Source organism: Rothia mucilaginosa (assembly GCF_019334805.1).
GTDB lineage: Bacteria > Actinomycetota > Actinomycetes > Actinomycetales > Micrococcaceae > Rothia > Rothia mucilaginosa_C.
The window spans coordinates 937,714-951,472 of sequence record NZ_CP079822.1; the positions used below are offsets into that span (position 1 = coordinate 937,714).

Genomic DNA, 13,759 nt, shown 5'->3' on the forward strand with positions numbered 1-13,759 from the left:
TCCGTGCGGGGGTGCAGATTTTCACTGCACCCCCGCTTCAGGTGCCAGGTTTTACCCCGACGCCTACCCCAGTTTTTCTTAACTCCCTTTTTTCTGTGAGACGACGATGTTTTCTTCCCTTCCTTCTTCTGCCCTGAACCGCCGCGATGCAATGAAGTATGCGGCGTTCTCCATCACTTCCGCGTTTCTGCTGAGCTCTTGCGGTGTGGGTACTCAGAACCCGGCCTCTTCTTCAAGCACTTCGCAGGCTGTGGTGGATGAGCAGAGCACCCGCACCGTTTTGGAGAACCTTGCCGATCAGTTGCGTTCTTCTATTGCCCCTGATCAGAAGGCTCTGCGCGGCCCCAATAGCGCCGCGGATACCCCCGAAATTCAGCCGATGGTCGATACCCCCACTCCGGCTTTCCCGGTGACCTTCAAGGATTTCAACGGCACCGAGGTGACCGTTAAGTCCGCTGACCGTGTGCTGGCACTGGACCTGTACGGCACTCTGGCTCAGCAGATGATTGCGCTGGGTCTGGGCGGTCGCCTGGTCGGTCGTGTCACCTCCTCGACTGAGCAGTCGCTGGCTCATCTGCCGCTGGTGACTCAGAACGGTCACGATCTGAACGCTGAGGCGATTCTGGCGACTTCCCCGGACCTGGTGCTGTGGGATAAGAGCAACGGCCCGATTGAGATTGTGGATCAGTTGCGCGCTGCGGGTGTGACCGTGGTGGTCTTCGATCATGAGCGTCGTATGGATAAGATCATTCCGCAGCTCAAGGCTGTTGCGCAGGCACTTGGTGTTCCGGAGGCGGGCGAGCAGGTTGCTGCCCGCGTGCAGAAGGACCTTGATTACGCTCTGCAGGTGCTCAAGGATGTTGCCCCGAAGGGTGAGCAGCAGGTGTCGTTCGCGTTCCTGTACGTGCGCGGTACTGCTGGCGTGTTCTTCGTGCTCGGCAAGGGTTCGGGCGCTGACGATTTGATTCAGGCTATTGGCGGCAAGGATGTGGCGTCTGAGCAGAACGCGACGAATATTATTCCGGCGACCAGTGAAGCGCTGGTGAAGCTGAACCCGGATGTCATTCTGACCATGAGCGGCGGCATTAAGTCCACCGGCGGTTTGGATGGTTTCTTGGCTCGCCCGGGTGTGGGTGAGACGACTGCCGGTAAGAATAAGCGCATTATCGATATGGGTGACGGCCAGATTCTGTCCTATGGCCCGAATACTCCGGCGGTGCTTTTGTCGCTGGCTAAGGCTGCGTACTCCACTCCTGCGGGGGGCCAGTAGTGGCTGCCGTGAAAAGTGCGGCGGGTGCGCGGGATTATCGTGCTTCGCGTCGGCGTCGTGCCGGTCTGACGTTTACGTTTTTGGCGGTGGCACTGTGCGTTGTGATGGTGCTGTCTGCGGGTTTGGGTCAGTACTATATCCCGACTGATCAGGTGATTGCTTCTGTGGGCCGCCGCCTGGGTCTTGCGCCGGAGAACCCGGCGATGCAGCTGGCGGATAGCACTCTGTGGAATATCCGTTTCCCGCGTGTGCTGTTGGGCGTGCTGGTGGGTGCCGCTTTGGGTACTTCCGGTGCGGTGATGCAGTCGGTGTTTGGTAACCCGTTGGCTGAGCCGGGCGTGATTGGTGTTTCCTCGGGTGCGGCGGTTGGCGCGTGTTTGTCGATTGTGTTGAACCTGCAGTTCTTCGGTATTTTCACGACTCCTGCATTCGCGTTTGTGGGTGCGTTGGCGGCTACTGCGCTGGTGTATTTCCTGTCGCGTTCTTCGGGTCGTGCGAAGGTCCTGTCGATGATTTTGACGGGTATTGCGGTGACCGCGGTGGCGAATGCGATTATTGCGTTCCTCATGTTTATTGCTGATACGACGAGCCGCGATCAGATTGTGTTCTGGCAGATGGGTTCGCTGAACGGTTCCACATGGAAGGCTGTGGCGAGCGTGTGGCCGGTTATTCTGATCGGCTTGGTGGCGTGTTTTGTGATGGCTTCTTCGCTGGATGTTCTGGCGTTGGGTGAGCGTGCGGCGCAGCATTCGGGCGTGAACGTGGAGCGTCTGCGTGCGGTGTCTATTGCGGCGACGGCTTTGTTGACGGGTGCTGCGGTGGCGTATGCGGGCATTATTGCGTTTATTGGTCTGATTATTCCTCACCTGTTACGCATGATTTTGGGTCCGTCGAATCGTGTGTTGTTGCCGGCTTCGGCGTTGGGTGGCGCCCTGTTGATTGCGCTGTCTGATTTGGGTGCGCGTACGCTGGTACCTTTTGCTGATTTGCCGATTGGTATTTTTACGGCTTTGGTGGGCGGCCCGACGTTCTTCGTGTTGTTGCGTCGTTCCCTGGGTCAGGGCGGAGGTGCTTCGTGAGTGAGTTGTTGAGCCTGTCCGGTGTGTGTTTTAACGCTGGTGGGCGTCAGATTTTGAATGATGTGTCCCTGTCAGTTTCTTCGGGCGAGGTTGTTTCGCTGATTGGCCCCAATGGTGCCGGTAAGTCGACTCTGTTGGGTGTGATTGCTGGTGATATTGCGCCCAGTAGCGGCGAGATTCTGCTGGATGGCGCCCCTCTGGGTTCGATTCATGCCCGTCAGATGGCGCGTCAGCGTGCGATGCTGCTGCAGAAGTTGAATGTGGCGTTTTCGTATACGGTGCACGAGGTGGTTCAGATGGGCCGTACCCCGTGGAAGGGTACGGAGCGCGCTGAAGAGGATGACGCCGTGGTTGCTTCGATGATGGAGCGTACGTCGGTGACTCATTTGTCGGATCGCGATATTACGACTCTGTCCGGTGGTGAGAGTGGTCGTGCGCATTTGGCGCGTGTGTTTGCTCAGCAGACTCCGCTGATTCTTTTGGATGAGCCGACTGCGGCGCTGGACATTACGCATCAGGAACAGACGTTGCGGGTGAGCCGTGAGTTGGCTGCTGAGGGTGCTGCGGTGTTGACGGTGCTTCATGATCTGGATGTGGCGGCTGCGTATTCTGACCGTATGGTGTTGTTGCGTGGTGGCGAGGTGGTTGCTTCGGGAGCCCCTGAGCAGGTGTGTTCGGCGGAGTTGTTGTCTGAGGTGTATCAGCATCCGATTGAGGTGTTGAGGCATCCGGTGACGAATCGTTTGTTGATTCTGCCCGAGCGCTGATTCTGCCAGCACGCTAACTCTGCTGGTGCGCTAACTCTGCTAGCGCGCTGATTCTATGGGGCGTTAGCGAACTGTCCCGCATACACTTTCTACCTCAAAATATACCAGTATTCGCATATATTAAATCTCCGTTCTGGAATGACTGAAATATCAGCTCATTCCAGGGCGGAGATTATCTTTATCCCCTTCTACACGGATACACTGAAAGGTAGTGTCCGCAATACTGAACTCTATTCAGTTCAGCATTCCATCCATTCGAGAAAGAGACCCCTGCATGGATCCTCAGCAGAAAACGGCGACGTCTGCCGTTGCCGGCTACATTCCCGAATATTCTGAAACACCGCATAGCGGATCTTTCGATATTGCCCAGCACGGTTTGAGCAGCGATGATGTTGCTCGCCTGACTGCTGAGGGTAGGGTCAATACCCAGAACAATAAGTCTTCTCGCACGCTGTGGAGCATTATGCGTGCGCACCTGTTCACGGTCTTCAACTTTGTGTTGGGTGCCTGTGGCGCTGTGGTGATTATGTACCAGCGTTGGGCTGATTTGCTCTTCCTGGGAGCCGTGATTGCTAACGTGGTGATTGGTTTTGTGCAGGAGTACAAGGCGAAGCTTGAGCTGGACCGCATCTCCCTGCTGGATCGCTCCCCCGCTACTGCCGTACGTGACGGTAAGAGCGTTGAGGTTCCGATGGAGCAGCTGGTTGAGGGCGACGTTGTCATCCTCAAGCGCGGCGATCAGGTTCCTGCGGACGCTATTGTGCTCACCTCCGATTCTTTGGAGCTGGATGAGTCTCTGCTGACCGGTGAGAACGACCCGATTGCTAAGCGCCCCGGCGATATGGTGCTGTCGGCGTCGAGTGTGCTGGGTGGTACCGGCCGCGTCCTGCTGTCTCATGTGGGTGCGAATTCTCGTGCAAGCAAGATTTCTGATGAGGCGCGCCAGTTCTCGCGTATTCAGTCTGAGCTGCGTGATGCGCTGAACCGTGTGGTCCGCTGGATTACGGTGGGCCTTGCGGTCATTATTCCTGTGGTGTCGTGGGGTCAGATTCAGGCGGCTGGCGGCTTGGAGACCGTGCAGCAGAACCACCTGTGGGAGCAGGTTTCTATTGCTGTGGTGTCCTCGGTTGCTTCGATGATTCCGCAGGGTCTGGCGCTGATGACTACCCTGGCGTTTGCGGCGGCGGCTGTGGCGCTGGGTCGTAAGCACAACATCCTGGTGCAGGAGCAGCCTGCGGTTGAGGTTCTGGCTCGTGTGGATGTGGTCTGCTTCGATAAGACTGGCACCCTGACTGAGGGTGGCGTGATTTTTGATTCGGTGCGCCCGCTGGACACCGTTGCTGAGGCTGAGGGCCCGGATGCTGACTCTGCCGAGCACGCTTCTTGGCGTGCTTCTCTGCCTGCCGGCTGGGATGAGGCGCTGGCGTGGTTTGGTCACGATGAGAACGCGAACCCGACCGCTGCGGCTCTGACCGGTGGTTTCCCGGATAACTCCTCGGCGTCGGTGAGCGGTATTGTGCCGTTCTCCTCGGCTCTGCGTTTTAGCGCGATTGAGTTTAAGGATTCGGGTGCGTGGCTTCTGGGCGCTCCGGAGGCGCTTCTCGCCAAGGGTACCGCCGAGCGTGAGCGTGCCGCTGAGCTGGCGGCGCTGGGTCTGCGCACGATGGTTTTGGCGCATGCTTCTGCGGTGGTTCGCAATGAGAAGGATGAGCCGATTCAGAAGATCCCGTCCGATGCTGCCCCGGTTCTGTTCGTGATTTTCCGTGAGAATGTGCGTGCGGATGCGCCTCAGATTGTGGAGTATTTCCACCGTCAGGGCGTGACTTTGAAGGTCTTCTCGGGTGATAACCCGTTCACCGTGGCTGCGGCTGCGAAGACTGCGGGCATGGATACGTCTGCGGGTGCGGTTGATGCTTCGACTCTGCCTGAGGACGGTCCGGAGCTTGCTGAGGCTGCGGCTACTCACAATATTTTCGGTCGTGTGTCGCCCGAGCAGAAGAAGAACATGGTGATTGCTCTGAAGGAGCGCGGCCATGTGGTGGCGATGACCGGTGACGGCATTAATGACGCTCTGGCGCTTAAGCATGCAAGCTTGGGTATTGCGATGGGTAACGCTGCTCCGGCGACGAAGGCTGTTTCTCGTCTGGTTCTTCTGGACGGTAAGTTCTCGTCTCTGCCGGCTGCGTTGGAGCAGGGCCGTCAGGTCATTACGAACATTGAGATGGTGGCGAACCTGTTCTTGACGAAGACTGGTTTCGCGATTCTTCTGGGTGTTCTGTTCAGTCTTTTTGGTTTGACCTTCCCGTTCTTGCCGCGTCAGTACTCGACTGCTGACTTCTTGATTGTGGGTGCGTCGTCCTTCGCGTTGACCCTGTTGCCGAATTCGCGCCGTTACGTGCCGGGCTTCTTGCGCCGCGTGCTGAATTACACGGTTCCGAACTCGATTATCGTGGTTGCGATGCTGTTGGCGGTGACGTTCACGGCTCGTGGTATGGGTATTGAGGATATCCGTCAGATTCAGACGGCTTCGTTCATTACCCTGGTGATGATGGGTCTGTGGAACTTGGCTGCGGTGGCTCGTCCGTTCAACCGTGCTCGCATTCTGCTCTTTGGTGCGTTGCTGGCGGTGTTCTTCGCGGCGCTGTTCGTGCCGGTTCTGGTGGAGTACCACCAGTTCGTTACGGTGCTTCCGCACCTGCTGTGGACGGCTCTGGGTGCCGGTGCTCTGGGTGCCGCGCTGATTGAGGTGAATGCGCATCGTAACCGCCGCTGGCAGAAGCGTCATTACCCTGAGCTGGAGGTTGCTCCGCTGAATTTCTTCCCGGCTAAGAAGTAGTTAGTCGGAGGGTAGCTGCTTCGGTAGCGTGTGGGCCCCGTATCCTGTAGATGCGGGGCCCTTTTGCGTCGTCGAAGGCGCCCCGTCCGGTGCGTGTCGGGGTGTTTCAGGGCGTGTGAGGGTGTACTGGGACCTGCAGGAGCCCTGCCGGAGTCCTGCCGGGAAGCTCCCGCAAGCAGCGCCGAGAGCGTGTCTCAGCTACCACTTGAGTGAAACTTTTAACAGCTTCTGATAGCCTCCTGTTCCCACCTTGCTCTTAACCTGGGAAAACCCTTAGAGTTACAGGGAACTATTTGAGAAGGGAAACCTTCTTCAGGGTTGTTACTGGTTTGGCAGGCAAGACCTGAGTTACTCAACACCGTATGGGACGGCAGCATGTACCTGCCGAGAATCCCCTCTATTTGCTGTACCGAAGCTCCATAGTGGGCACGAGTGTAGTGCTTCCGGTGGTCGAGAGACTCGGGTCTTTTGTGTTTTCTGGACGTGTTTTCCGGGGCTTTTTCGGCTACCGCAACGTCAGGTAGGCACAGCCTCCGGCAACAACCGTATAGACATTGACCGCATATCTAAGGAAGTATCGTGAATAACCGCGAACTTGGCGAGAAGATTCTTGACGGCCTGGGTGGCCCCGAGAACATCGCGCACATTACTCACTGTGCGACCCGCCTTCGTGTTACTCCTGTGTCGAATGATGCAGTGCAGAACGAGAAGATTAAGTCCCTGCCCGGCGTGCTCACCGTGATTGAGCAGTCCGGCCAGACTCAGGTGGTTCTGGGTGACCGCGTTGAGGCTGTGTACAACGAAATCAACGCTCTGCCTTCTATGTCTGGCCACGCTGAGGGCGACACCAAGGTTGAGGCTGAGGGCAAGAAGACCAACTGGATCAACAACGTCTTCGACGTTCTGTCTGACTCCTTCCGTCCGCTGCTGTGGGCGCTTCTGGGTACCTCAATGATTCTGACCCTGATCGTATTCCTGCAGCAGCTGGGCTTCTTCGGCCAGTACACCGACTTGACCGGTCAGAGCGTGAACATTGACATCATTAACGGTGCTCGCCTGGCTGATGAGAAAGCCGCCACCGCTCTGAACAACCAGTGGATGCAGCAGTTTGCTTTCTGGTACATCCTGAAGGCTGCTTCGCTGTCGGTTCTGAACTTCATGCCCATCATGCTGGGTGCTACCGCCGCTAAGCGTCTGGGTGCGAACATGTGGGTTGGTGCGGCTATCCCCGCTGCACTGATGACCGGTACCTTCACCGCTCTGACTGACCTGGCTGACCCCGCCACCAAGATTCTGAATGTACCGTTCTTCGGTCTGGATCTGCCGCTGTACGCGTTCAGCTACACCGGTCAGGTCTTCCCGCCGCTGCTGGCTGTTGCTCTGCTGGCTCCGCTGGAGCGCTTCCTGAAGAAGGTTATTCCTTCGATGCTGCAGATGGTGTTCGTGCCGATGCTTTCGGTGATGATTCTGGTTCCGCTGACTGCGTTCCTGGTGGGCCCCATCGGTATCGGTGTGGCTATGTCGATTTCTGACTTCCTGAAGATGGTTAACGACCAGGCTCCGGCTCTGGTTGGTGCTCTGATTGCTGGCCTGTACCTGTTCATGGTTCCGCTGGGTCTGCACTGGCCGCTGAACGCTGTCATGATTAACAACCTGCAGACCATGGGCACCGACTTCATTCAGTCCCCGATGGGTGCGTACAACTTCGCCGTGTTCGGTCTGGTGACCGGTGTTGCTATCAAGGCTAAGCACGACCGCGAGCTGCGTCAGACCGCTGTTGGTGCGTCGATGTCCGGTCTGCTCGGTGGTATTTCTGAGCCTTCCCTGTACGGTGTGGTGCTGCCTCGTTTCAACCGTGTACTCCCGCTTATTCTGGTTCCCGCTGTTATTGGTGGCGCTACCATTTCCTTCCTGGGTGTTAAGTCCCACGCGTTCGCGTTCACTTCGCTGCTGTCGATTCCGGCTATGCAGCCTTCCCACCTGTACGTGATTGGTCTGGCTATTGCGTTCTTCGGCGCTATGACCGGTGTTCTGATTTTCGGTTACGAGTCGAAGGCTGACGCTGTAAGGCACGCTGCGGAGCGTAAGGCTGAGGATGCTGAGGCCGCTCCTAAGGCTGAGGCTGTTGCCGCTAAGGCTGCTCCGGCTGCTGCCGCTACTGCGACCGCCGCTGCTGCACCCGCTGCTTCCGCTGGTGAGGTCATTGAGCTGCACGCTCCGATTGAGGGTACTGCTGTTGCTCTGTCTGATGTTCCGGACCCGATTTTCGCTGCAGGCAAGCTGGGCGAGGGTGTGGCGATTGAGCCGACCGGTACCACTGTTGTTGCTCCCGCAGCCGGTAAGGTTGCTGCAACCTACCCCTCGGGCCACGCTGTGGGTCTGAAGCTGGAGAACGGCATTGAGCTGCTGATTCACGTTGGTCTGGATACCGTGAACCTGGACGGTAAGGGCTTCAGCGTGAAGGTTGCTAAGGGCGATGTTGTTGCTGCTGGCGACGCTCTGATTGAGTTCGATCCTGAGGTCATCAAGGAGGCGGGTTACCCGCTGATTACCCCGGTGATTGTCACCAACACCCGCAAGTTCGCTGAGGTTAAGGGTCTGCCGGGCGTTGCTCACCAGAACCTGAGCACTGTCCTGAAGGTGACCACTAAGTAGTTCGCTTTCTGAGGCTCTAAGGGGCCCCGCCATCGTGGCGGGGTCCCTTTCCTTATACTCCCTTTCCCTTATGCCCTGCTTCCTGATGTGCTGAGTCTTTGGGCCGGGTTTGCTGGGCAGGGGTTTGCTGGGCTTAGGCACTGGCCGGGGGGGTATTTCTGCTAATGTGATAATAAGCTCAACAAGGAAGTTCTCACGTGATAGGGAGTACGATGATGTCTTCTGATACTAGGACATGGGATACCGGAGTGTGGGAAGAGCAGCAAAAAGAGCTACGCGCTCTTTCTCCTGTTCGGCGGCTGATGCGCCGGCTCAATCTTGAGGCGCTCGTCTATGAGTCTGCGCCGTTCCCGGTTCTGCTGCGTAAGCTCTCCGCGCTGATTCCAGCCTGCCTTCTGTGGTGGGTTATCTACGAACCGCACCGGCTTGCTTCCTCCACCAGCCTCCCCGAAGGCACCCACCCCGTTACTCTGCTCCCCGGAGCCTGGGGTGACCCCGCTACGGGGGCTTACGGCGGCCTTCCTGAGCTGCCGGGGGCCCTCGTGCGCTGGGTGCTGTGCATCGCGGCAATGGTGGCCGTTGTTCATCTCTGCGGGGTCAAGGCTAAGGGTCAGAGCTTCACGATTCCTCGGGATGCCCGTTCACGGCTGATTGCTCTGATGCAGGCTCTGGGCATGTTCGGTGCTTTTGCGCTGGTCGTCTGGATCGAGTACATGATGACTCCGCTGACCCTCATGTTTGAAACCGTGTACGCGGGCCCGACCGCAGCCTATAGCGGCGACGGCATGATTCCTCTGCACCTGTTCCTATCCTCGTCGTTGAGCGCTATTTTCTTGGGCTATTTTTGTGTGAACATTCTTGCCTCGCTGAATATCCCCGGGTACCTGGGCATCCCCGCAATTATTTACGTGGGGGCGCTCCCATGGGCTCAGGCGGAGCGGCACCAGTTCACGTTGGCGCTGGCGTGGGTTATTGCGGTGGCGCTGGTGAGTTGGCTCGTGCGCGGCATGTGGGGCACCGTGTTCGCCTGCGTGGGCTATTCTCTCTGGATTATGCTGGTGGCAACCAGCGGTGATCCTTTTGATCTGTCCGCCAATATGAGCCGTGTGCTCGTGATTTTGGGTTTCCCGCTGGCTTTCATCGTCGCTGGAGGCGGCATTTACCGCATCTTCTACCTGAGGCAGAACCCGAAGATGTTGAGGTATCTGCAGGAGCGCGCCCTGTACCTGGGCGAGTGGTAGCAGCCAGTTAGAGTGGCGCTCCCCTAGTTTTTGTAATTACATATCCCGCTAATGTATCCAGCTAAAGGACGCAGAACAAGCGGGACAGAAAAATCCCGGGCACTCTCTCGTGAGAGTACCCGGGATTTCGAGTCCTACAGGACGGCTAGAGCGTTACCGTAAGCGGTACTACTCCTGCCAGCCAACGTTGACCCAGTAGTCAGCGCTGGTGTAGCTCTGCTTGAACAGGGACGGACCGTAGTTCGCAACCTTAGCCTTGACAGCGGCGTACATCGGGCCGTTTGCGTAGGGCAGGTACACTGCGACCTTCTCGTAGTAGAGCTTCTCCGACTCGTTAGCGATCTTGATGCGCTCGTCTTCCTTCTCGGTGTTCTGCAGCTTCTCGATGAGCTTATCAACTTCGGGGTCACCGACTCCGAACACCTCGGTGGTGAAGAAGTAGGGTGCCGAGGAAGCCAGGTCGGGCAGAACACCCCAACCGGTGAAGATTGCTTCGTAGCTCTTCTGGCCGAGCACGGAGTTGGAGTTCGACTGCGGCTGGTTGTCAGCGCTCAGGCGGATACCTGCGGACTTCAGCTGCTGCTCCAGAATCTGGTAGACCGCCTGGTAGACAGCCTCGGAACCGAAGGAGGTCAGGGCGAAGCCAGCAACCTTGCCGTTCTTAGCGTAGTAGTCGCCGGACTTGGAGTAGCCTGCGGCCTCCAGAATCTTGCCAGCTGCCTGTGCACCGGTGTCACCAGCGTAGTTGTTCTGGTAGCCCTTCTGGAACGGCATCGCAATGATGGAGCCGGGCAGCGGCTCGGTCCAGCCGAGCTGCGAGAAGTATGCCTTAGCGATCTGCTCGCGGTCCACAGAAGCGAGGATTGCGCGGCGCAGTGCCAGGTCCTCGATGCGCTTGGGGTTCAGCTGAATGATGTTGACGTTGGTGTTCTGGCTCTGGCGAATCTCGGTGCCTGCCTGGCCCTTCACAGCGTTGTAGCTGGTTGCGCCAACGAAGGTGAAGGCGTCCAGTTCGCCGTTCTTGAAGCTTGCACGGATTGCTTCGGAGTCCATCTGACGCCAGATGATGCGGTCCAGCACCGGCTTCTCGCCCCACCACTTGTCGTTCTTGACCAGGGTGAGCACCTTCTGGGAGGAGTTCCACTCGCCAATCTTGAAGGGACCTGCCCAGTACTGATCGAGGGGCTTGTCAACGAAGCCTTCGTTGAAGAGGTTGACGTCTTCCAGTGCGGGGTGGATTGCGAAGGCGCACAGACCCTCGGAGGGGTAGTACGGAGCCTTCATGGTGACCTTGACGTGGAAGTTGTCGCCGTCCACAGCCTCGATGCTTTCAACCTGCTGCCACATGGTGTTATCGGTGATGTGGTAGGGGTTGTCGGTGACTGCGCTGTAGACCTTCCACATGGCGCGAACAGCGTTCACGTCCATGGGAGTGCCGTCGTTGAAGGCAGCCTTGGGGTTGATCTTGAAGGTCGCGGTCTGCACGCCATTGACGGTCTCGGTCTTGTGCTCGGTGCAGAACTCGGGGTTGAGGGTACCTTCGCCTTCGGGGCTCATGGTGTAGAAGCCCATCACGGCGGGAATGTTGCAGGGTGCCAGAGCGTCCAGGTTGCTGGAGGTGTAGCCGCTCTGGGTCTGCAGGTTGAAGTTGGGGCCCAGGGCGGTAGCCGCGAGGGTCAGGGTGCCACCCTGCTTGAGGGAGGAACGGTCCTGCTTGTTGACCTGAAGGTTCTTCAGAATATCTTCAGCGTTGTTAGCGGCGCTACCGCCAACCTTTTCCTTCGAGCTGCCGCAGGCAGCCAGTAGACCAACGGTGCCGAGGGCAACGGTGCCGGTCAGGAGGGTACGGCGAGAGACAGACATGCTCTTCATGGAATTTCTCCTAGAGTATTCGCAGTGTTGTGGAGGCGGTACGCGAACGGTGCGTAACCCACACTCCAACCCGGCGGGAGGACAGTCTCTGCCGGGGTTGCGGGCAGAATGCCCACATTTGTTTTAAGTATATCCGTGCGACTCTCTTAGGAACGGGAAAGCGGCGTGCTACAGAAGGTTTTAATCCTTTTGTAACACGCCGCTGTAGCGCTTTTACCCCTTATGGAGTGTGTGAGCGGTGCTCAACGCTTAGTTTTGCTTCTCCCAACCGACGTTGATCCATACGTTCGGGTTGTAGTAGGGCAGGCCGAAGAGCATGGGGCCGTAGTTCGCCAGGCCCTTACGGCACGCCTTGAAGTTCGGGCCGTTGTGGGTGGGCACGTAGATGGCGACCTCGTCCAGGTGGCGCTTCTCCAGCTCGTTCATGATCTTGAGCTGTTCCTTCGGGTCCTCGGTGGACATCATGGTTGCTGCCAGCGAGTCCAGATCCTTACCGTGACCGTTGTTGGTCTCGGAGATGTAGAAGTAGTTCGCCGCATCCACCGGGGAGGTGGTGATGCCGTAGCCACCGGTCTTAATCGCGAAGTTCTTCGAGGAGATGATGCTCGACATTTCAGAGGCACCGTGGTTCTCGATGGTCAGTTCAACGCCGATTTCCTTCATCTGCTGAACGAGGAACTGCGCGGTGGAGCTGACAACCGGGTCGCTACCGAAGGTGATGACCGGGTAGGAGACCTTAGCGCCGTCCTTGGTGTAGTAGTCACCGGACTTGGTGTAGCCTGCGTCCTCAAGGATCTTGGTAGCGACGTCCTTGCCGAGCTTGGTCGGGTAGTTGTCCTGGTAGCCTTCCTGCATGGGCAGCATGCACATGGAGCCGGGCAGGGTTTCCTTCCAGCCGAGCTTCTCGTAGCGCAGCTTCTGCAGCTGCTCACGGTTCAGGGCTGCAACGAATGCGCGGCGGACGGGCAGGGGCACCTTTTCGGGGTTGATTTCGTAGTTGCCCACGCTGAGAGCGCTACCCTTGCGAATGTCGGTGTTTGCCACGCCGGAGAGCTCGTTGTAGGAGCTGAGGGTGCTGGCGTCCACATAGTCGATTTCGCCGTTCTTGTAAGCTGCCTGCTCTGCCTGGGAGCTCATTTCACGCCAGGTGATGCGCTCAAGAGCGGGCTTGGTGCCCCACCACTTCTCGTTGCGGACGACGGTGAGCACCTTGGAGGAGGAGTTCCACTCGCCGACCTTGAAGGGGCCTGCCCAGTACTGGTCGAGGGGCTTGTCGTTCAGGCCGTCGTTGAAGAACTTGGGTTCGACGAATGCCGGGTGCAGGAAGGAGGTGAAGCTGCCTTCGATGGGGTACCAGGGCTTGGACATGGTGACCTTCACGTGGCGGGTATCGCCGTCCACAGCCTCGACGCTTGCGACCTGCTCCCAGATGGGCGAGGGGGTGATCTGGTAGTCCGAACCGGATGCCGCGGCGGTGTAGATGGTCTGGTAGCTCTTGACGGCGTTCACGTCGATGGGGGTACCGTCGTTGAAGGCTGCCTTGGGGTTGATCTTGAAGGTCACGGTCTGCACGCCATCAACGGTCTGCGCCTTGTACTCGGTGACGTAGTCCTGGTTCATGTGCGACTCGCCGCGGAAGTCAGCGTAGAAGCCGCCGGTGAAGGCGGAGTTGATTGCCGCCTGAATATTCAGGTTACCGGCGGTGTAGCCGTTGGTGTTGAGGATGTTGAAGTTCGGGCCAATGCCGTCTGCGCTCAGTCGCAACTCGCCGCCGTCCTTGAGGGCGGAGCGGTCCTTCTCGTTGTAGGAGACTGCCTTGGACAGGTCGTCGCCGGCGGAGAGAGCGCTGGTTTCGTTCTTGGAGGAGTTGCCGCCGCAGGCTGCGAGCAGGCCGACGGTGCCCAGGGCGACGGTGCCGGTGAGCAGGGTACGACGGTTGAGAGTGAAAGTGGTCATTAGTTTTCCTCAGTTAGGTGGGATGCTGCTTTGCTGTACGCGGGGGAACACAACCCGCACACCTTTGTGACAGCACACACATT

The 13,759-nt window shown here is 58.1% G+C and carries 8 protein-coding genes; 6 read left to right on the forward strand and 2 right to left on the reverse strand.

The window, feature by feature from the left end:
- Window positions 1-106 precede the first annotated feature (106 nt).
- From LPB405_RS03635 to LPB405_RS03660, 6 genes are all read left to right on the forward strand, one after another.
- Complete coding sequence (locus tag LPB405_RS03635; RefSeq protein WP_219101930.1) at window positions 107-1,270, forward strand: heme/hemin ABC transporter substrate-binding protein; 1,164 nt, start codon at window positions 107-109, stop codon at window positions 1,268-1,270.
- Entirely contained in the window at window positions 1,270-2,349 is a 1,080-nt protein-coding gene (locus LPB405_RS03640) for a FecCD family ABC transporter permease (protein ID WP_219101931.1), read from the forward strand. The genes LPB405_RS03635 and LPB405_RS03640 overlap by 1 nt, the downstream gene beginning before the upstream one ends.
- Window positions 2,346-3,116, forward strand: coding sequence for a heme ABC transporter ATP-binding protein (locus LPB405_RS03645; RefSeq protein ID WP_219101932.1), 771 nt, complete (start codon window positions 2,346-2,348; stop codon window positions 3,114-3,116). Before LPB405_RS03640 ends, LPB405_RS03645 begins: the two co-directional genes overlap by 4 nt.
- A gap of 274 nt (window positions 3,117-3,390) precedes the next feature.
- The gene (locus tag LPB405_RS03650) at window positions 3,391-5,952 is read left to right on the forward strand and encodes an HAD-IC family P-type ATPase (RefSeq protein ID WP_219101933.1); all 2,562 of its coding nucleotides are present in this window, start codon (window positions 3,391-3,393) and stop codon (window positions 5,950-5,952) included.
- A gap of 579 nt (window positions 5,953-6,531) precedes the next feature.
- On the forward strand, window positions 6,532-8,607 hold the full coding sequence (locus tag LPB405_RS03655) for a glucose PTS transporter subunit IIA (protein ID WP_219101934.1): 2,076 nt from the start codon (window positions 6,532-6,534) through the stop codon (window positions 8,605-8,607).
- A gap of 212 nt (window positions 8,608-8,819) precedes the next feature.
- On the forward strand, window positions 8,820-9,848 hold the full coding sequence (locus LPB405_RS03660) for a dihydrodipicolinate synthase (RefSeq protein WP_257604971.1): 1,029 nt from the start codon (window positions 8,820-8,822) through the stop codon (window positions 9,846-9,848).
- A 168-nt stretch (window positions 9,849-10,016) separates the two neighbouring features.
- On the opposite strand, the gene LPB405_RS03665 is transcribed toward LPB405_RS03660, so the two are convergent.
- Window positions 10,017-11,720, reverse strand: coding sequence for an ABC transporter family substrate-binding protein (locus LPB405_RS03665; RefSeq protein ID WP_049361838.1), 1,704 nt, complete (start codon window positions 11,718-11,720; stop codon window positions 10,017-10,019).
- Window positions 11,721-11,969: 249 nt separating this feature from the next.
- Window positions 11,970-13,676 carry an ABC transporter family substrate-binding protein gene (locus tag LPB405_RS03670; RefSeq protein WP_070691815.1) on the reverse strand — a complete coding sequence of 569 codons (1,707 nt, stop codon included), beginning with the start codon at window positions 13,674-13,676 and terminating at the stop codon, window positions 11,970-11,972.
- Between the last annotated feature and the right edge of the window lie 83 nt (window positions 13,677-13,759).

Coding starts and splice junctions, on each gene's coding strand:
- LPB405_RS03670 (WP_070691815.1), bottom strand. CDS start 13,676: ATGACCACTTTCACTCTCAACCGTCGTACCCTGCTCACCGGCACCGTC.
- LPB405_RS03650 (WP_219101933.1), top strand. CDS start 3,391: ATGGATCCTCAGCAGAAAACGGCGACGTCTGCCGTTGCCGGCTACATT.
- LPB405_RS03665 (WP_049361838.1), bottom strand. CDS start 11,720: ATGAAGAGCATGTCTGTCTCTCGCCGTACCCTCCTGACCGGCACCGTT.
- LPB405_RS03660 (WP_257604971.1), top strand. CDS start 8,820: ATGATGTCTTCTGATACTAGGACATGGGATACCGGAGTGTGGGAAGAG.
- LPB405_RS03635 (WP_219101930.1), top strand. CDS start 107: ATGTTTTCTTCCCTTCCTTCTTCTGCCCTGAACCGCCGCGATGCAATG.